This window comes from Brenneria izbisi (genome assembly GCF_025840185.1).
Lineage (GTDB): Bacteria > Pseudomonadota > Gammaproteobacteria > Enterobacterales > Enterobacteriaceae > Brenneria > Brenneria izbisi.
Genome location: NZ_JAMPJU010000004.1, coordinates 161,721 through 180,606, shown reverse-complemented (window position 1 = coordinate 180,606; position 18,886 = coordinate 161,721). Strand labels below are relative to the sequence as shown.

17 protein-coding genes are annotated in these 18,886 nt (G+C 55.4%); all 17 read right to left on the bottom strand.

Annotated elements, in window-relative coordinates:
• The 17 genes from NC856_RS07735 to NC856_RS07655 all read right to left on the bottom strand — a co-directional run bounded on the left by NC856_RS07735 (position 1) and on the right by NC856_RS07655 (position 18,802).
• Positions 1-846, bottom strand: coding sequence for a tetratricopeptide repeat protein (locus NC856_RS07735; protein WP_264089848.1), 846 nt, complete (start codon positions 844-846; stop codon positions 1-3).
• A 96-nt stretch (positions 847-942) separates the two neighbouring features.
• Positions 943-1,902, bottom strand: a complete 960-nt coding sequence (locus NC856_RS07730) for a type II secretion system F family protein (protein ID WP_264089847.1) — start codon at positions 1,900-1,902, stop codon at positions 943-945.
• A gap of 19 nt (positions 1,903-1,921) precedes the next feature.
• Entirely contained in the window at positions 1,922-2,902 is a 981-nt protein-coding gene (locus tag NC856_RS07725) for a type II secretion system F family protein (protein ID WP_264089846.1), read from the bottom strand.
• A gap of 21 nt (positions 2,903-2,923) precedes the next feature.
• The gene (locus NC856_RS07720; RefSeq protein WP_264089845.1) at positions 2,924-4,321 is read right to left on the bottom strand and encodes a CpaF family protein; all 1,398 of its coding nucleotides are present in this window, start codon (positions 4,319-4,321) and stop codon (positions 2,924-2,926) included.
• A 43-nt stretch (positions 4,322-4,364) separates the two neighbouring features.
• Positions 4,365-5,564, bottom strand: coding sequence for a hypothetical protein (locus NC856_RS07715; protein ID WP_264089844.1), 1,200 nt, complete (start codon positions 5,562-5,564; stop codon positions 4,365-4,367).
• A gap of 14 nt (positions 5,565-5,578) precedes the next feature.
• The gene (locus tag NC856_RS07710; protein ID WP_264089843.1) at positions 5,579-6,277 is read right to left on the bottom strand and encodes a CpaD family pilus assembly lipoprotein; all 699 of its coding nucleotides are present in this window, start codon (positions 6,275-6,277) and stop codon (positions 5,579-5,581) included.
• A gap of 24 nt (positions 6,278-6,301) precedes the next feature.
• A complete protein-coding gene (locus NC856_RS07705) occupies positions 6,302-7,732 on the bottom strand; it encodes a type II and III secretion system protein family protein (RefSeq protein ID WP_264089842.1) in 1,431 nt (476 codons plus the stop codon).
• A gap of 75 nt (positions 7,733-7,807) precedes the next feature.
• Positions 7,808-8,755, bottom strand: a complete 948-nt coding sequence (gene cpaB / locus NC856_RS07700) for a Flp pilus assembly protein CpaB (protein WP_264089841.1) — start codon at positions 8,753-8,755, stop codon at positions 7,808-7,810.
• A gap of 47 nt (positions 8,756-8,802) precedes the next feature.
• Positions 8,803-9,357, bottom strand: coding sequence for an A24 family peptidase (locus NC856_RS07695; protein ID WP_264089840.1), 555 nt, complete (start codon positions 9,355-9,357; stop codon positions 8,803-8,805).
• 4 nt (positions 9,358-9,361) lie between these two features.
• Complete coding sequence (locus NC856_RS07690) at positions 9,362-9,589, bottom strand: Flp family type IVb pilin (RefSeq protein ID WP_264089839.1); 228 nt, start codon at positions 9,587-9,589, stop codon at positions 9,362-9,364.
• Between the two features lie 209 nt (positions 9,590-9,798).
• Positions 9,799-11,277 carry a sensor histidine kinase gene (locus NC856_RS07685; RefSeq protein ID WP_264089838.1) on the bottom strand — a complete coding sequence of 493 codons (1,479 nt, stop codon included), beginning with the start codon at positions 11,275-11,277 and terminating at the stop codon, positions 9,799-9,801.
• Complete coding sequence (locus NC856_RS07680; protein ID WP_264089837.1) at positions 11,255-11,965, bottom strand: response regulator transcription factor; 711 nt, start codon at positions 11,963-11,965, stop codon at positions 11,255-11,257. The genes NC856_RS07685 and NC856_RS07680 overlap by 23 nt, the downstream gene beginning before the upstream one ends.
• A gap of 321 nt (positions 11,966-12,286) precedes the next feature.
• Complete coding sequence (locus NC856_RS07675; RefSeq protein ID WP_264089836.1) at positions 12,287-13,933, bottom strand: Na+/H+ antiporter; 1,647 nt, start codon at positions 13,931-13,933, stop codon at positions 12,287-12,289.
• A 301-nt stretch (positions 13,934-14,234) separates the two neighbouring features.
• Positions 14,235-15,599 carry an NCS2 family permease gene (locus NC856_RS07670; protein WP_264089835.1) on the bottom strand — a complete coding sequence of 455 codons (1,365 nt, stop codon included), beginning with the start codon at positions 15,597-15,599 and terminating at the stop codon, positions 14,235-14,237.
• Between the two features lie 740 nt (positions 15,600-16,339).
• Positions 16,340-17,284 (bottom strand): allantoinase PuuE, encoded by a 945-nt coding sequence (puuE, locus tag NC856_RS07665; protein ID WP_264089834.1) that lies wholly within the window; start codon positions 17,282-17,284, stop codon positions 16,340-16,342.
• Between the two features lie 61 nt (positions 17,285-17,345).
• Positions 17,346-18,083 carry an aspartate/glutamate racemase family protein gene (locus tag NC856_RS07660; protein WP_264089833.1) on the bottom strand — a complete coding sequence of 246 codons (738 nt, stop codon included), beginning with the start codon at positions 18,081-18,083 and terminating at the stop codon, positions 17,346-17,348.
• On the bottom strand, positions 18,080-18,802 hold the full coding sequence (locus tag NC856_RS07655) for a GntR family transcriptional regulator (RefSeq protein WP_264089832.1): 723 nt from the start codon (positions 18,800-18,802) through the stop codon (positions 18,080-18,082). Before NC856_RS07655 ends, NC856_RS07660 begins: the two co-directional genes overlap by 4 nt.
• Between the last annotated feature and the right edge of the window lie 84 nt (positions 18,803-18,886).

Below are 18,886 nucleotides of genomic sequence, written 5' to 3'. Positions count from 1 at the left end.
TCATTCTTCTGGGTTGCTAAGCTGCAAACGTTGACGGCTGGACAACAGCAGCGTTTCGCCGCGATCTTTCTCTTGCCGCATCTGCGCGACGCGCTGGTTCAACGTGTCCATCAGCACGTCAATGCGCTGCGGCTGAGCAATGGTCGCCAACGTACCGCGCGCCTCTTCCTGACGATCGTTGTAGAGATAAGCCAGCGCCAGATTCAGTTTGCCGGCGGGATTGCCGCTATCCACCGTGCGCAGTAAACCAATCGCTTTATCCGCCTCGCCGCTCACCAGCCAGGAAAGCGCCAGATTGTTGATGGCAGCCACATCCGCCGGGTTTACCCGCAGCGCTTTTTCGAACAGTTGACGCGCTTCGCGGTGCTGACCCGCCGCTTCCATCACCACGCCCATGCCATTGAGCGCGCCCGCGCTATCCGGCTGGGCTTGCAGGGCGCAGGCGAAATCCTGGCGCGCCATCGCATGACGCCCCATCGCCAACTGCGCGCGTCCCATGCCTAAACAAATCGCCAGCGCTTCCTGCGGTTCAAGTTTATTGGTATCGCCGCCCAGCGCGTGTCGCGCGCGGCCATACAATTCCAGCGTTTGCTGCGGCGAACGTACCGACGACGCGACGCTGGCATACTCCAGCAGTTCAGCGCCTTTCAGTTCGCCGCGACTATCGATGCGGGCATAGACTTCCGTCGCCGCTTCAAGTCGGCCCTGATCGCGCAGCAAGCGAGCCAGCCGCAGCCCTTCGTCCTTGGTGCCTTTAATCGTCATTGAACTGCTGCCGCAACCCGCCAGCGAACCCAACAACAGCACCAGGAACAGACGACCGCCCCACCGACCTTCGGTTGCCATTTTTTTCACCCGACCAAACATGTTCGCATCCCCTCGATACTTTCTTTTTCTGCTGTAAGATCCCCGCCTGCGCGGGAATGACGAATTCCGGCACCGTTACTGCGTCAGTAGCCGAATCACTCGCACCAACGCTGGCGACGCCATAATCGCGACAATCGGCGGCAGGATCAGCGCCATCAACGGGACGCTAAGCTGGGCCGGCAGTTTGCCCGCTTTCTCTTCCAGCCCCAGGATCAACGTTTTACGGCTTTCGTCGGCAATGGTGCGTAATGCCTGCGACAGCGGCGTGCCGTAACGTTCCGCCTGAATTAAGGTGGCGACCATACTTTCTATTTCCGCGACACGGGTTCTTTGCGCCAGATGTATCATCGCCAGCGTGCGATCGGCGAGGATCTGCAACTCGGCGGCGGTGTAATGCAACTCGTCCGCCATTTCCGGCGAGGACAAGCCCAGTTCTTTCGCCACCACCTGCAACACCCGGCCAATGGGTAGCCCGGCTTCGGCGCAGACCACCATCAAATCCAGCGCATCCGGCACCGCTCGCGCCAACTTTTCGCCCCGGCTGGCGGCGCGCCATTTCAGCCACCACTCCGGCAGCATGGCGCCGACAAAGAAGCCAATCAGCCCGGCGGCGATCCCCGACAGCCCCAGACGGTCGGCAGGCGGCAACCCGCCCCAGACCAGCGTCAGCGCGCATAACAACCCCATGAAAAATTTGCCCATCACCAGCCAGCCCACCGCTTCGTTACGGCGGAATCCGGCCAGATCGAGCAGACGGCGGAAATTAAGACGATCCCGTTCGGATCCAGACAGGCGATAGCCCTGTTGCGCTATCGGTAAAAGCATTTTTTCCATCCAGGGTGTTATTGTTGTTCCCTGGCCTCGCAGGATCGTATCCTGCGAGGCCGCCCCGATAGAGGCGGCGGGTAAATGCGCCTGCATGCGCTCGGCCAAGTGCCTGAACCGCCGTCGGCTGTTATTGAAACGCGCGATCACTATCCCCGCGCCAATCAAGCCCAGCGCCATCAGTAACAGGGGATCGTTGAATATCGTCATGTCGGCTTCTCCCTTGTCCTCAGCTTATCCGTCTGACCATGAAATGCGTCACCAGCATCCCAAGCGCCACGCTGCATAAGGCGTAAATCAATACCGTGGTTCCTACCGGGTCGGAAAACAGAAAATTGAAATCAGCGGGAGAGCGCAGATACAGATAGGCCAGACAGCAGGGGAACAACGCCGCCACGATTTTGGCGGACGCCCGCGCTTCCGAGGTTTTCGACTGCACTTTTAGCTGAAGCTCGCGGCGGGCGCGCAATGTGGCGGAAAGGCGCTCCAGCGTTTCTCCCAGACGCCCGCCGGCTTCCTGGTTGATGATCAGGATCACCACGAAGAAACGATATTCCGCCATCGGCACCCTGAGCGCCGATGCCTGAATTACCTGACGTAATGGAATGCCCAGCTTCAGCCAGTGATCGATGGTATTAAATTCATGCGCCAGTGGCCCGCTCAAATGCTCCGCCACCATCGCAAAGGTATTCGCCACCGGCACCCCCGCCCGGCAACTGCGGGTAATGGCGTCAATCGCTTCCGGCAGGCTTTCGCGCAGGGCTTTCAGGTGCTTTTGCAATGCGGCACGAAACAGCACCGCGCCAATTGCGATAAACAACAGCGCAGAGAAAACCAGCCCCAGCGTCAATGGCAGTAAAGTACGTTGCCCCATGACCATCCCCAGCGTCAGACTCAGCGCAGCCAGGATCAACGTTCGTTGACGCAGGTTTTTTTTCCAGCCGATGAACGCCAGTTGCGACCAGATCCCCGCCAGCCAGCGCCCCAGCAGAGGAACGTTCATCAACGGCGTTTTTATTTCATCACGCAGAATAGAGTCGGAAACCGGCTGCGCCGGCGGCGGCTCCACCTGCGCTAAAATCTGCCGCCAGCGTTGTTCGCGCTGAGCGAGACGTTGACGCGCCTTTTGCCAGCGATAGACGGCAAAGCACAACAGCAGTACGCCGCAAAATACCCACAGCGTGATCAGATTCAGGTGTAAAGCGGTCATCGGCATCTCCTCTGCGGGTCGTCACGCATCAAACAAATGCGCTTTATCGCTGTAGAACTGCGGGCGCTGAATGTGCTGTACGTATTCGCCTGTCAGTTTGCCCTGTGCGTCTTTGCCGGTGATCTGGAAAGTGAACAGATCCTGTAGCTGGATCACTTCATTCTCCATACCGCAGACTTCAGTGATCGATACCACGCGACGCACGCCGTCGCGCATCCGTTCTATCTGTACGATCAGATGCACGGCGCTGGCGATCTGACGGCGGATCGCCATCAGCGGCAATTGCATGTTGGCCATCATCACCATGTTTTCCAGACGCTGTATCGAATCCCGCGAGGTATTGGCGTGAACAGTACACAATGAACCGTCATGACCGGTATTCATCGCCTGCAACATGTCAAAGCTTTCGCCGCCGCGCACTTCGCCGAGGATGATGCGGTCAGGACGCATACGCAGGGCGTTGCGCACCAAATCGCGCTGATCGACCCGACCAGTGCCTTCGGCGCTGATGGGACGCGTTTCCAGCCGGATCACATGCTCCTGCTGTAATTGCAGTTCGGCGGCGTCTTCAATGGTGATGATGCGTTCGTCGCTGCCGATCTTTTGCGATAACGCGTTCAGCAGCGTGGTTTTACCCGCGCCGGTTCCGCCAGAGACAATTACGTTAATCTTCGCCTGCATCGCCCTATTCAGCACATCGGCCATGGCGTAGGACATACAGCGGCTCTCCGCCAGCGCTTCCAGCGACAGATTACGGCGCATGAATTTACGAATAGAGATAGTGGTGCCGTCGATCGCCAGCGGATAGGTAATCACATTCACGCGGCTGCCGTCCGGCAGACGGGCGTCCACCATCGGGCTGGCTTCATCGATGCGCCGCCCCACCGCCGCCGCGATACGCTGCGCGGTGTTGAACACATGTTCTTCATCAATAAAGGTGATCGGCGAGAGTTCCAGCTTGCCGAAGCGTTCAACAAAGACCTGATTCGCCCCGTTCACCAGAATGTCGTTGACCGTGTCGTCGGCCAGCAACGGTTGGATGGGGCCGATACCGGTCATCTCATCCAGCATTTCCGCCGCAATCACTTCCTCTTCCTGACGAGAAAGCTGCAAACGCTGTTCATCGCAGATGCGGCGGATCACGGTTTCGATCTGCACCAGCAGCTTGTCGCGCGTCATCATGGCCGCTTTGCCCGCATCGATCTGATCGTAAAGCTGGGCGCGGATCAGACGGCGCTGGCTGCTGCGGCTGTCCGCCTGCCGGGTGGCGGAGGTTGACGCCGGCGGATTATTTGCCGTCGGCTGCGCACGATTCTCTACCGCCGGACGCGCCTTCAGTTCGGTCACGTTGGCGGTCGCCGGTTGAGGCGTATTTTTGTGCGCCTCGCCTTTTTGCAGGTTATTTTTACGAATCAACATAGTCGGTTAACCCTTTGTCGCAACGGGGTGATGCGGATGATATTCATGCCCGTTTCAACCAACGGGAAAACCAGCGTTTTGCCGCCGGTTGGGTACGCACCCCGCAGGCCAGATCGACCAACTGGCGCAATGCCTGCTGGAAAGCGGGCGCCGCCGCCAGATTCAACGCGCCCAGCGTCAGGCTTTGCGCCAATGTATGACCGGCATGAGGCAGCGATACATCGATTTTGCGGCCGACAAACTGCTCGAACTGCTCACGGCTCAGCGGGGTTGTCCCGGCGAAACGGCTCTGGTTATGCACCAGCAACAGGCGCTGCCCTTCGCTTTCATCGCCAATTTCATGCAGTACGCGACGAATATTACGGGCGTCCTGTAGCGTCAGTTCGGTGACGATGATGCGCAGATCGGCGTAGGTCAGCACATCCAGCGCCCCAGGCGGATAACTGCTGGGGAGATCCCAGATAACCTGATTAAACATGCGGCACAACGCGCTGCCGAGATTCAGCACGTTGTCCACCTCCACCGGGTTCAATTCGCCCAGTTCAGGATGCTGCGCCAACAGATGCAGACGGGGATCAATGCGCAACATAGCGCGTTGCAATAGCCGGGTATCCAGTTCCTGCGTTTCCAGCACGGCGGTCAGTCCGGCATCGGCGCTTTGTCCCTGCAACAACAGTTGATCGCCGTTACGACGGTCAAAATCCACCAGCGCCACCGGTAAATGACGTTCGCCGGACAACAACCGGCTCAATCCCATCGCCACCGTACTACCGCCGCAACCGCCGCTGGCGCTGACTACCGCGATAGTGCGCCCCATGCGGGCATACTCCGGCCCGGCTTGCTGGCCCGCGCATTTCGCCAGCGTCGAAGCCAGCAGATCCAGCGTGAACGGTTTCAGCAGGTAGTCCACCACCCCAAGCTGCAACAGCGCGCGATACAGCGCCACATCCTGTTCTTTGCCCGTGGCGATCACCTGCGTGGTCGGGCCGCAGATGCTGAGCAAAGCTTCCAGTTCAGGCAACGGCCAGCGCGCGCCTTGCAAATCCACCAGCAGAATGCGCGGCGGGATATTCAATTCACACCACTTGCGCGCCGCCGCCACGCCGCCCGCCATCACCGGCACGTCTTGCTGTTTCAGGCGCGTAAATTGATCGCCAAGCTCGGCGATCTCCTCCGCGGCGTGAACAAACGCCGCCAGCGGCGCGGCCAGTTCTTCGTTGTCAACCAGGGTCATTTCACTCATGGCATGCCGCTCCCTTAGTCATCAAAGTCAATATCGATGAGCTCTTTTACCTCATCGGATTGATAACGTTCGATGCTGTTAACCGCCACCACGCCGTCCGCGTCATCCAGGGTTTTGGCCTGAAGCAAATCACGCGGCTGTGCGACCATCATCGCCAGATTGTTCTGGGTCGCACAGCCCAGGTAGCCCATGCCTTCGAATGGCTTTACCATCAGCAGACCGGGATCGTTCACCTGACAGCGGGCGGTTTTTACCGCCAGCGCTTGGGAAATCACCTCCAGGTCGCCGGACTGACCGCTGGCGGACGCGATACGCATCTGTTTCACTTTCCGCGCGTCCGCTCCGGCGTTTTTCAGCACCAAAGCTAACCGCCCCGCCATCTGTTCGCCACGCGCCGTACGGGGGATCAGCGTCAGCGTTTGTTTGGCCAGCCGACCTTGATCTTTCAGCATCACATTGAGTCGCTTAAGTGATTCCGGGGTAAAACCCCGCCCGTCCGCCGCCACTTGCAACGTGACCGCCAGCGAGGATGGACGCACTTCAATCGGCTCCAGCGCCGGTTGCGCATAACGCTGCATGCGTTGGCTGTTCACGGAGTTATCACCACAGGCCGCCAGCAGAAAGGCGCAGGCGCACAGCGTCAGGCCAGAAATCGGCCTGCCTGAAGGTTTTCGTGCGACGCGTCCGGCGTTGCGAATCGTCTTTTTATGCATTGTGTTCCCCCTTCATCATCAGGCTCAGTAGAGATAACCCACCGCGCCATAACTTGGCATCACGGCGTCCAGTGTTTTGACGCCCTGTCCCGGCACCTGAAGATCACCCGCATTCACTGGCGCCACCACATAGGCGGTGGCGATAATCACCAGTTCCGTTTCCTCATGGCTTGTTAATTCATTTTCAAAGGCACGACCAATCACCGGAATGCTGCTCAGCCCCGGCACCCCGGTCACGGTCTGACTGTTGGAACTGCGCAACATGCCGGCCAGCGCAAAGCTCTGTCCGCTGGCCAGTTCAACGGTGGTATCGGCGCGGCGCACCGTCAGCGCCGGAATGGTCGATCCCCCTTCCAGTTCAACGGCGCCCACGGAGGTCAATTCACTGACTTCCGGCGCAATGTGCAGACTGATACGGTTGGCGGAGAGCAATGTTGGCGTCATGCGCAGGATCACGCCGTAGGATTTGTAATCGATATTGACGTTGTTATTGGTAATGATGACCACGGGCACTTCACCGCCGGCGGCAAACGCGGCGGTTTCGCCCGACATGGCCGTCAGGTTCGGTTCCGCCAGCACGGAAGCCATGCCTTGTTTGTTCATGGCGGATAACAATCCGCTGAGCGAACCCTCGCCGCCGCCGACATTGACGCCCAGAAAGTTACTGCCTTCAACACCGGTAAACGCCCCGGTGCTGGAATCAAAAAAGCCGCCGACCGTACCGGTTCCCAGACCGAAGTTGGCGCTGCCCCGGTTCAGCGACGCTTCCCAGTTGAAACCCAATTCGTGGGTCAGGTTGCGGGAGACTTCCACCACCCGCACGCGGATATTGATTTGCGACGGGGTTTTGATTTTGAGTTGATTGACGACTTTGCCGGATGACTCGCTGCTGCCGGGCAGACCTTGTCCGCCGCCGCCACCACCGCCGCTCGCGGAAGAAGAGGAAGACGCGGCGATATAAGCCTGTACGCTGTCGATCACCCGTTTGGCGTCCTGCGGCGTATCGACGCTGCCGCGCACGATCACCCCGCTGGGGATCCCGGCTTCCAGTTGGATATCCGCATTGGGAAATTCCCGCTTCATCCTTTCACTCAGCGCTTTCAGATCGTGTTCGGCGACGATGCGGATGGCATGGATGACATTGCCGCTCTCGTCCATGGCATACAACGTGGTGGTTCCCACGTTCCTGGCATAGATGAACAAGTTGCCCGGAGAAGGCAGTTCAAAACTGGCGATTTCCGGGTCAGCCACCAATACGCTGTCGGGTAAGGCATCCAGTTGCAATAAGCGTCCCTGATGCACCGTCATGCGCACCACGTTGGTTTCAGCGACTTCGGTCATTCCCGCAGCGAAAACGGCGCCGGGCAGCAGCGGCATCGTCAGACAAACGGCGGCCAGCCATCGTTTACGTGTATCCCAAAAGTCCGATTTCAAAAACAGGGAAAAGATCGTCATTTACTTAATTTCCGTAATGGGCTTCATTTTTTTCATGCGCAACCTTGCAGCCATTCACCGGCGGTGAGGTTGCTGCTAGCGGGATGGGAACATCACGACATCTTTCTGTGCGCCCCGGAAAACCTTAACCTGATGACCGCTACCGGACAGGCCGTTATAGATGCTGGTGCTTTGCGTCAGCGTGGTGACCCGCGGCGTCGCATCCTGGCGGCCATCATCCTGTTCGTCCGGCGTTGAACTGCGTAAAGCCAGATGCAACATGCCAACCTCTTTCGCCACCGCCAGCACTTCGGCCTGTTGCGGCGTGACCTCGACCGTGACCGTCTGGTAACTGACGGTGCGCGGTCGGTTGTTGCCGGCAGGCAGGCGGCTACGGCTGGGCATCACCGTCTCGCCGCTATCTTCCTGTACCACATCCTGTCGTGGGCGCACGTCGGTGTCGGTTTGATTATTCAGCGCCAGAACGCGTAAATCGCGCACGATGGTTTGCGATGCCAGTAGAGGTAAGGCGATGGTTTGGCTGCCGCTGGCTTGTCGTTCCGGCTGTTCGTCTTTTTTCAGGCTGAGGATAATGTCAACGCGATCGCCCGCCGCCACCAGACCGGCATTGCTGGCCACCGCGTTGGTTGGAATCGAGATAGCGCGCATCCCTTTACGCAACACGGCGGCGACGAATCCCGGTTCATTGGGCTTGACCACCACATTGCTGGTCAGCGGCGTGCCGGCGGTCACCGTTTCACGCAGCGTGGCGCCCAGCAGCAATGTCTGGCTGTCTTTACCACGGATAAAATTAAATGTGCGCGATACCGGCTCTTCAGTGACCTGCCAGCGCAGCGAGGAGGAATCCAGAAAATCGCCGGGATGGAGATCTTTGGCGGCTACCAGAACCGCGACCTGCTGCGGCGCTTTTATCTCAACCTGTGGCGCGGGCGGCGGCGACGACAAATGACTGCGCACCAGCAGCGCGACAATGCCTGCCAGAATCAACGCCCCTGACAGTACGTATGTAGAGTTAATTTTCATTTCAACGGTTCTACCTCAGCCGTGCGTGTCTCAACGTGACGACGAAACTAAAACAAGGGAAAAATCAGGACATACATCGCGCCAAAGGCAATGGCGAGCGCGTAAGGAATGCCCTGAGAAAGTTCGGCGGGCAGATCGGGCGGCATGGGCAACCGGCTTTTAAACATCCGATTCGTGGTTTGAATACCCATGCCGATGATACCCGGCACGGTATTGAGTAACGGCAGACTCAGCGCCAGCACGCCTCCCGCCAAGGCGGTGACCATGACAAAAACGATCTGGTGTCCATGTCCCACCCACAGACACAACACGCTCATCAGCTTTACATCTCCCGCGCCCAACCTGCCGGTGAGAAAAAGTAAAAAACCAACCATCAGAACAATAACCGCGCCCGGCAACGCCCACAGCGCCTGCCGCAAGGCTGTCATATCTGGCGCGCCGGATTGCATGACCACCGACGCGCTGGCAAGCAACCAACCCAGCAATAAGACCACAACCGCCTGATTGGGGATCTTGCGCGCCAACAGATCAGTGCTGATACACCACAACAGACACCCAACCAGCACTGCCGTTTGCAGCCACTGAGCGGAATACGCAACCACTGGATTATTTCGCCGCTGTCCCTGACGCGCCTGATCCGCTGGTGCCGGAACCGGTGATCTGATCGGCGATTTCACTGAATTTTTCATTCAGCGCCTGAACAAAAATACCGTCGCTACCGAAAATCGCGCCAATTGCCGCCGCCATCGCCGCCGCCAGAATGCCGTACTCAATCGCCGTTACACCGCTTTCATCACGCAGGAATACACGCAGTTTGGTTTTCATATTATTCATGGGAAATATCTCTTATCCGCAGCCAAAGGGATCATGGCAATTGACGGGAGCCATGACGATAACAGGATTAATAATGAGACTTATTATCATGAACAACAAGAAGCAGAACATTAATATTAGTTAATCTTTAAACGCGTTGAATTAACCAGATAAATCAATGAAAGATATAAATTCACAATAAATACAAGGGTAATAAATATGCAGGTTATTTACCGGGGAATTAATACGGACTTAACACGTTTAAGACATAAATAGACCGTCAATCCCGGATTGGCTGACTCAAGACACAGCTTGCCGCCGTGCAGATCGGTAATCGCTTTCACCAATGACAGCCCCAGCCCGTAGCCAGGCTGTTGCGGCCTGACGTCCAGCCGCTGAAAGCGTTGTAGCGCCTTCTCATGCTGCACCGTGGGAATGCCTGGCCCACGGTCGGCAACGCGCAGCGCGATCCAGCCTTGATATAACGTCATCCCCAGGGTGATTTCTTTTCCCTGCGCGGCATACTTGAGCGCATTTTCCACCAGGTTGGCCAGCGCCTGAAATATCAACGCCCGATCGCCGAACAACTGGATGCCAGCCTTAATCTCTATCAACAAACGACAGCCGCGCGCCTCCGCTAGCGGCTGGTAATATTCGGCGAGTTCTTCCAGCAATTGTCGCGCTTCGATATTTTCAAACTGATGCACACAGCGTCCGCTTTCGATTTCACCAATACGCATCACTGTGCGGAACAGGCCGAGAATTTTATGAACTTCCTCCACTGCCAGATTCAGTTCATCACGCACATCGCCCGCCAGACCGGTACGTTCAGTCAGGTTGAACAGACGATTTTGCAGATGCGTCAATGGTGTGCGCAGTTCATGAGCAATATGGCTGGAAGTGCTGCGCACTTGTTCCATCAGGCGTTCGATGCGTTCCAGATTCTGGTTGATATCCGCGCTCAGGCTGTCGAAGTCGTCGCCATAACGCGACAACGGCATACGCACCTGCTGCTCGCCAGTGCTGTAGCGGTGCAGCGCGGCGCGGATTTTCTCGACGCTGCGCAGGCTCCGCAGGCTGAAGTGACGGCTGACGAACAGGCAGAACAGCAGCACGATAAACAGCCCGGCGCCCGCCACCAGCGGGATGGTGCGCACACGCTCAAGCATCGGTTTGATGTTGTAGGCGGTAAACAACACCGTCCCATCGTCCAACATGACGGACAACCCGATCAGATTGGCGTCATGCTTACTCGACAGCGTCGCTTTCAGGCAGGCCACGTCCATCCGGCACGGGGTGTTTTGCAGATCCTTCAGCGGGTGGTTGTGATACAAGACATCGCCGTTTTTATCGGCTACCAAAAATAGCGGTAATTCATCATTTTTCGCCAGATTGTCCTGCCGAAGTTGGGTGATCAGATTATTTGCATTTTTTAAACGCGACTGCATGGAATAATCATAAATATTACCCAGAATAACTTCACGGACATGCGTTCTGACCAGGGTTTCACTTAATAAACTGAAACCGATAATACACATCAGCATCATCAGCAAAAATAAAAAGGCAATGGTGATAGCCTGGCGGAAATTAGCGGTACATAAAAAGCCGGGATATTGATTTGCGCCTATTAATTGCCAGTGTTTTATTTTTATCTGCCAACGGCGATTCCGTTTCCTGGTCTTTATTTTATTCAGCGTGGCTGCCGACATCCGTTCTATCCTTGTCAACAGAACCTAATGAATACCCCATTGCCCTTAATGTTTTAATTAATGGCCGCGGAAAGCCCCGGTCGATTTTTGCCCGCAATTTGGACATATGGACATCAATCAGATTGGTTTGCGGATCGAAATTGTAGCCCCATACTCGCTCCAGCAACATGGTGCGGGTTATCGCCTGACCGGGATTTTCCATTAGAATAATCAATAACTTGATTTCTTTATCCGTCAGATCGATACGCTTGCCGCCACGCCAGGCCACCCGTTGCAGACGATCAAGTTGCAGGTCTTCGAATGTCAGGACGGAAGAATTATCCGCATGGCGTTTACCGCGCCGCGCCATAATATCCAGCCGCAATCTGAGTTCATTAAAATTAAAGGGTTTACCCAGGTAATCTTCCGCGCCAAGTTCCAATCCCATTACCCGATCTACATCCCGATCCAGCGCGGAAAGCAGCATAATGGGCGGATGACGCGATCCCTGTAATTCACGCAATACGGTAAATCCGTCCATCACTGGCAGCATTCTATCCAGCAACACCACATCATAAACTTCATCTTTTATCGCTTTTAATGCGTGCTCGCCATCATGAACCATGCGGCATGAATGACCGTGCGAATGTAATTTAGAACCCAGCCAATGGCACAGAACGGAATCATCATCAACTACCAGTACGCGCATAACTTTCCCCTACCAAACAAGGCCTGTTCACCTATTTAATTTATGGTTAATACTCAATTTATTATTTTCGGCCCGCCATAGCAGACCGTGTCCAGCGCAACCAGACTCTGGCGCGACATGGGCATAAAAGGCGGATCTAAGAATTTTCCTCACAGATAATAACAATCATTATCATTTAGTGACAAGTAGTTTACCATCGCAACAGCAGGTTTGGCGTGTCAGGATCAGGTAAGGATGCGGCAAAGGCCCCACCGCTGACGCGATGGGGTTAACAGGAGAGGAAAAAGATCAATGACATACGGGCTGAGGACGGCTATGCCTCTACCCTCGTTCGATAAGCACGGCTTCCAGTAGATCCAACTCACGCAGCATTTTTTGCAATGTTTCATTGCTGATTTGCTGGGTTGCACGCAGGTGATACAGTTCCGCGCGCTCAGAGTTCAGCGCGGTCAGGCGAAAACGCCGTTCAAGATTTTCAATTAACAAACTGTTTTCCAGATTGTCTTTATCCACCACCTGCCGTCGCAGATTACCGATGACGCGCGCGCTGACTTCTTTGAGCACTTGCGGATCGATATTTTCCTCGCGATCCGCCCCCAGGCGCTCCTCCATTTTATGCAGGCTTTCGATGGCGACTTCCGCAGCGGCGACGCGCGCTATACGTTCCTCTTTCGCATAAGCGGCTTTATCAGCCACCACAACGCCACGCAGCAGCAAAGGCAGCGCCATTACGCCGCACAGCAGAGAGAACAGAATCACCCCCGTCGCAATAAACACCAGTTGGTAACGCGAAGGGAACGCCGTGCCGTCGGTCAATAGCAGTGGTATCGAGAGCACGCCAGCCAGCGTAATCGCGCCACGCACCCCGGCAAACGAGGCGATCCATAGCTCGCGCGTGGTAAATTGCCCGAACTCCATAGGACGCTTTTTCTGAACATACATGCTGTATTTTTTCATTCCCCACAACCAGGAAAAACGCAGCAGCAGTAACGCGGTATAGATGACGACAATATCGCTAAACAACATCCAGGTTTCTACCGTCGGATCCAACTCCGCCTGGGTAATCGACGTTTCCAAAATACCCGGCAGTTGCAGCCCCAGCATAATGAACACCATGCCGTTAAACACAAATTCCAGCATCGACCAGACGCTGTTTGCCCGTAATCGCATGTTCAGCGGCGCATTACGAATGACGCCGGATTGACCGATGGTCATCCCGGCGGCGACCGCGGCCAGAATACCCGATACGCCAATGTGTTCCGCAATCAGATAAGAGGCGAACGGCAACAGCAGCAGCAAAACCGTCTGCGTGGCGGCATCATCCCCGCTCCAACGGCTAATAATGCGCAAGGATTTACTGTACAGCCAGGTGACGGCGACACCGGCCAGTAATCCGCCTACCGCGACCTTAAGAAACGCCAGCGTCGCGCCCGACACGGAGAAGACCATCGTCCCCATCGCGATCGCCACCGCAAACTTCAGCGCGACCAGACCGGACGCGTCGTTCATCAGTGCTTCGCCCTGAAGAATACCCATCAGTTTTTTCGGGATACGATCCTCGCCGACGATACCAGACAAGGCCACCGCATCCGTCGGCGATAGCACAGCCGCCAGCGCGAAGGCCGCAATCAGCGGCATGCCCGGCACCATCCAGTAGATGAAGTAACCGATGCCCACCACCGTTATCAGCACCAGGACCAGCGCCAGACCAATAATTTCGCGGCCATGTTTCAGAAACTCGCGCGTGGGGGTTTTCCAGCCGTCGGCAAACAGCAGCGGCGGAATAAACAACACCATGAACAATTCAGGATTGAAATCGACATGCAAACCAAACTGAGGCCACGCCAATATAGCGCCGACGGCAATCTGCATGAGCGGTAAAGGTATTTGAAAAGGTAAAATTCGCGTAACCACCCCTGATAACGACACCATCAGGGTTAAAATGAGGATCGTAAAAAAGATTTCCATGCTTTCCTTAGACTATCTCCTACAGCAATAAAGTTGGTTTTCCATCCGTTAGACCGTGAAGTACGATCTCATATTTAGCGCATTTATCGAAGCATGAAAATGAATTTCTTAGCGGAGAATAAAGGTAATTGTTTTCCTGCTGAGCACCGTCCCAGCATCAACCAGAAGCAAACGGAAAAGCGATATCAATGGAACAGAAATTTGCGTCAGACGAATGAGCGGACACAGCCAGTGTGACAAGAAAACAGCGGAAAAACAGGAATAAAACGGCCTTCGTGAAATCTCCGAAGGCCGTGCCGGGTTACAACGCCCACCCACCGGCGTAGAAGACCACCAACGCTATCGCGATCAGCACCGTACCGATATTCAGTTTGCGCCATTCACCAGAGAAGATACGGCCCAGCACCAGTGAACCGAAGCCCAGCATGATACCGGTGACGATGTTGCAGGTCAGCACGATAAACACCGCGCACACCAGGCCGGACATGGCATCGACAAAATCGTCAAAGTTCAGTTTGGACACGTTGCCCAGCATCAGCAGGCCGACATACATCAGCGCCGGCGCCGTCGCATAGCCCGGCACCAGATAAGATAACGGGGACAGGAATAGAATCAGCAGGAACAACACGCCGACCACTGTGGCGGTCAAACCCGTTTTGCCTCCTGCTGCCGTACCAGCGGCGGATTCAATGTAAACCGCCGCTGGCGAGGTTCCCACCAGGCTGGAGAAGATGCTGCTGACGGAGTCCGCCGTCAATGCTTTGCCGCCGTTGACGATTTGTCCGTCTTTATCCAACAGATTCGCCTGGCCCGCTACCGCACGAATGGTGCCGGTGGCGTCAAAGACCGCCGTCATCACCAACGCCAGTACGCTTGGCAATATCACCGGCTGCAACGCGCCCATGATATCCAGACTGAAGATGAGAGAGGTGCCGTCCGCGCCCGTCAGACTGGGCAGCGCAAAAAAGCCCTGATATTTCACACTCGGATCGAAAATCAAACCGATAAGAGAGATGGCGATGATCACCAACAAAATGCCGCCGGGAACACGACGTTTCTCCAGACCGATCGTCGCCGCCAGCCCCAACAGCGCCATAATCACCGGGAATGAGGTGAAATCCCCCAGCGCGACGGGCAGACCATCAATCGGGTTTTTAATCACCAAACCAATGCCGTTGGCGGCGATAATCAGCAGGAACAGACCGATACCGATCCCTGTACCGTGCGCGACGCCCAGCGGAAGATTGCGCAGGATCCAGGTACGGATCCCGGTGGCGGAGATGAGAGTGAACAGCACCCCCATCAGGAAAATCGCCCCCAGCGCGACCGGTACGCTAATCTGCTGCCCCAGCACCAGACTGAAAGCCGTAAACGCGGTCAGGGAGATCGCACAGCCAATCGCCATCGGCAGGTTGGCCCACAAGCCCATCAACAATGAACCTAAACCGGCGACCAGACAGGTGGCGACAAATACCGCGTTCGGCGGGAAACCCGCTTTACTCAACATGCCCGGCACAACGATAACCGAGTAAACCATCGCCAGGAAGGTGGTTAACCCCGCCAACACTTCCTGACGCACGTTACTCCCGCGCTGAGAGATTTTAAAAAATGCATCAAGCGCATTATGCGGACGTACCGCATCAGCCTGACGTGTCGTATTTGACATGGTGGTATCCCCTGAAATGTCATTATTTAATGGTAAATCACAGGCGGTTCACCCGGCCTTGCACCGGGAGTACATCAGCATGACTGACGCACCATTGAACCCTATGGTCTTGCACACCGACGATGAGTTTATCGCCTGCAAAACCACAAAATTTTGCCGGGTTATTTGAAGCGAGTGATTATCCTGCTTCATCTGCGTTTATTTCAACTGCTAAACAAGACTATTTACCTATGCTTTCGCACTTTCACGTCGCAGACTTGTTGATTTCCCGGCGGGCGCTAATGAGGATATTGGTTAAAACCCCGTACTGAATAAACGATCGAGCAGAAATCAAAATGCAGGTTTATTTAAAACAAACTAAATATTCATTTTTTTGTGATTTGGTTCACAAAAAAATTGACCTGCCGTATCAGCGCGAGTAGGATTAAAAACGTGAACAGCATCACAAAAAACATTCACTGACGAGGAGATCAATATGAAACTGCTGAACAAAATCATCGCTATGTTTGAAAACATCAAAATCGACTTTGGTACATTCAACCACTAATTATGAAAGTATGCGCGCGAGGTAAGAAAATGCGAATTGTCCGTAAAATCAATCAATTAATAAAAGCGTTGGGCAAAACTTATCGCGGTGTCAACTCCCACGCCATCTTCCGTTGATTGCCCTTGTACGATAATGATGCTCGAAATGGCTGCCATCCGGCGGCCATTTTCTTTTCAGCGCCTCAGCGCTGTCTTCAGGCCCTTGGATAAGGGTGCTGCTGACGCCAGTGTTCGGCAATCTCCTGACGACGACAAATCCATACCCGATCATGTTGCTGAAGGTAATCGAGAAAGCGTTGCAATGCCCGAAAACGGCCTGGTCGTCCCAGCAAACGACAGTGCATGCCTATCGATAGCATTTTCGGTGACGTTTCCCCTTCGGCATACAACACATCAAAGCTGTCTTTCAGATAGGTAAAAAACTGCTCGCCGCTGTTGAATCCTTGCGGTGAGGCAAAGCGCATATCGTTCGTTTCCAGCGAATAAGGGATGATGAGGTGCGGTCGCATCTCGCCGTCGGCAAGTTGAACCTTCGTCCAGAAGGGCAGGTCGTCGCCATAATAGTCGCTGTCATACAAAAATCCCCCTTGCTCCACCACCAGTTGGCGGGTATTGGGGCTGTCACGACCGGTATACCAACCCAACGGCGCTTTGCCGAACAGTTCGGTCAACATTTCCACCGCCCGTTGCATGTGCTGTCGTTCGGTGGCGATGTCCATATTCTGGTAATGAATCCAGCGCCAGCCGTGACTGACCACGTCATAATTCGCATCGATAATGGCATCCACCACCGCCGGATTGCGGGCCAACGCCATCGCGACGCCAAACACCGTTAACGGTAACCGGCGTCGCTGAAACTCCTGATGGATCCGCCAGAAGCCAGCCCTGGAACCGTACTCGTAGAGCGAATCCATCGACATGTGGCGCGCGGGATAACTAGCCGCGCCAATAATATCGGAAAGAAACTGCTCTGAACCGGCATCGCCGTGCAAGACATGATTTTCCGCGCCCTCTTCATAGTTGAGCACAAACTGTACGGCAATCCGCGCCTGACCCGGCCAGTTGGCGTGAGGCGGTTTACCGGCATAGCCGATTAAATCACGCGGATAATCACGCTCCATTTCCGATGACTTTTTCATCACTCGCTCCTCATTTCGGCTTCCTCATTACCACAGGATTTACTGCATGTGGCGATCTTACTTAACGGAGTTGGTTAAACATGCCAGTCAGCGGTTTGGCCAGCGGGTAGTCCAGATCGCCGCGCTTGCTGGTGGTTATCCCCAGCGACGCCAGGGATTCGATCAGTTTAACGGCGGCGCTGACCCCATCAATCACCGGCATCCCCAATTCCTGCGTCAGCGCAGATGCAAGATCGGCCATTCCGCCGCAGCCCAGCACGATCGCGCCTGTACCATCCTGACGGCTGGATTGTATACAATATTCCCGCACTTTCTGTTGTGCGATATCTGCGTGCGCTTCCAGCGCCAGCACCGGCAGATCGATGGCATGCAGCCCGGCGCAATGATGTTCAAAACCATAGCGCTGGAGCAGATGACGAGCGACAATCAGTGTGCGCGGCAGCGTCGTGACGATCGAAAAGCGCGTCGCCACGAGCGTCGCCATATGCATGGCGGCCTCAGCGATCCCCACCACTGGCGCGCTGGCCGACTCACGCGCCGCCAGCAGCCCTGGATCGCCAAAACAGGCGATAATATGCCCTTGAACGCCTTGCGCTTTACCTTGTTTTATCTGTTCCAGTACGCCAATTGCCGCGATCGCCTCATCGAAATGGCCTTCTATCGACGGCACGCCCTGCGAAGGGCTGACCGCAATAATTTCCGTTCCCGGCGCAGCCGCCCGGCGAGCGGCATCGCCTATCGTCTTGGTCATGGCAAGGCTGGTATTCGGGTTAATAACCTGGATCACACACGATTTCATGCTCTGCCCGCCTTAAGATGACCAAACAGACGCGCAAAATCAGGCGCGACCTCTTCATCCCGATCAAAACGCAGGCTGGCGACAATATCAGCAAAGTGACGCCGCATTTCGGCAGACAGATCCTCGATCTTTTTCTCACGCAATAGCATCAGGAGATCCTGATGATCGTGACAGCGGCATCCCTGCTCCCAAGGCGCGCCGTAGGCGGCAATGACCAGTGAGGAGCGCTGAGTCAACTGCGTCACCATGGCCGTCAGCACCGCGTTACCGGAGACAGCTTGCAGTTGAATATGAAAGGCGGCGGACAGGCGGATCGCCTCCGGGCCGTTTTGATCGCGGTGAGCCTGCTGCTCCGCCTGTACCAGATTTTCCAGCGCAGCCAGATGAGGTGTCTGGCAGTGAGCCGCCACTTGCGGCAAATTGGCGCATTCCAGCAGGCTGCGGGTTTGAAAGATTGCTTGCGCTTCTTCCACCGATGGCGTCGTAACATGTGCACCACGTTTGGGCGTTAGGGTGATCATTTGCACCGAAGCAAGACGTTGCAACACTTTTCTGATCCCGGTGCGGCTGACATCAAAGACATCCGCCAATGCTTCTTCAGGCAATTTGGTTCCGGGCAATAACTGATGTTCGACAATCGCATTTAACAAAGCGTAATAAATAACGTCATCTTTTTGTTCAAAAAGGGCTGCTGATTCAAGTCCATAAGTATAATTCATCGGTTTTTCTCGTCATCATTGCATTGTTAAATCGTATACATAAATCAACATTTTTGTATACAAAAAATAAATTCTGGCCTGGTT

What these genes read in the sequence shown, in the direction of transcription:
- NC856_RS07735 (WP_264089848.1), bottom strand. Translation starts at nt 846, where the DNA reads ATGGCAACCGAAGGTCGGTGGGGCGGTCGTCTGTTCCTGGTGCTGTTG.
- NC856_RS07730 (WP_264089847.1), bottom strand. Translation starts at nt 1,902, where the DNA reads ATGACGATATTCAACGATCCCCTGTTACTGATGGCGCTGGGCTTGATT.
- NC856_RS07725 (WP_264089846.1), bottom strand. Translation starts at nt 2,902, where the DNA reads ATGACCGCTTTACACCTGAATCTGATCACGCTGTGGGTATTTTGCGGC.
- NC856_RS07720 (WP_264089845.1), bottom strand. Translation starts at nt 4,321, where the DNA reads ATGTTGATTCGTAAAAATAACCTGCAAAAAGGCGAGGCGCACAAAAAT.
- NC856_RS07715 (WP_264089844.1), bottom strand. Translation starts at nt 5,564, where the DNA reads ATGAGTGAAATGACCCTGGTTGACAACGAAGAACTGGCCGCGCCGCTG.
- NC856_RS07710 (WP_264089843.1), bottom strand. Translation starts at nt 6,277, where the DNA reads ATGCATAAAAAGACGATTCGCAACGCCGGACGCGTCGCACGAAAACCT.
- NC856_RS07705 (WP_264089842.1), bottom strand. Translation starts at nt 7,732, where the DNA reads ATGACGATCTTTTCCCTGTTTTTGAAATCGGACTTTTGGGATACACGT.
- cpaB (WP_264089841.1), bottom strand. Translation starts at nt 8,755, where the DNA reads ATGAAAATTAACTCTACATACGTACTGTCAGGGGCGTTGATTCTGGCA.
- NC856_RS07690 (WP_264089839.1), bottom strand. Translation starts at nt 9,589, where the DNA reads ATGAATAATATGAAAACCAAACTGCGTGTATTCCTGCGTGATGAAAGC.
- NC856_RS07685 (WP_264089838.1), bottom strand. Translation starts at nt 11,277, where the DNA reads ATGTCGGCAGCCACGCTGAATAAAATAAAGACCAGGAAACGGAATCGC.
- NC856_RS07680 (WP_264089837.1), bottom strand. Translation starts at nt 11,965, where the DNA reads ATGCGCGTACTGGTAGTTGATGATGATTCCGTTCTGTGCCATTGGCTG.
- NC856_RS07675 (WP_264089836.1), bottom strand. Translation starts at nt 13,933, where the DNA reads ATGGAAATCTTTTTTACGATCCTCATTTTAACCCTGATGGTGTCGTTA.
- NC856_RS07670 (WP_264089835.1), bottom strand. Translation starts at nt 15,599, where the DNA reads ATGTCAAATACGACACGTCAGGCTGATGCGGTACGTCCGCATAATGCG.
- puuE (WP_264089834.1), bottom strand. Translation starts at nt 17,284, where the DNA reads ATGAAAAAGTCATCGGAAATGGAGCGTGATTATCCGCGTGATTTAATC.
- NC856_RS07660 (WP_264089833.1), bottom strand. Translation starts at nt 18,083, where the DNA reads ATGAAATCGTGTGTGATCCAGGTTATTAACCCGAATACCAGCCTTGCC.
- NC856_RS07655 (WP_264089832.1), bottom strand. Translation starts at nt 18,802, where the DNA reads ATGAATTATACTTATGGACTTGAATCAGCAGCCCTTTTTGAACAAAAA.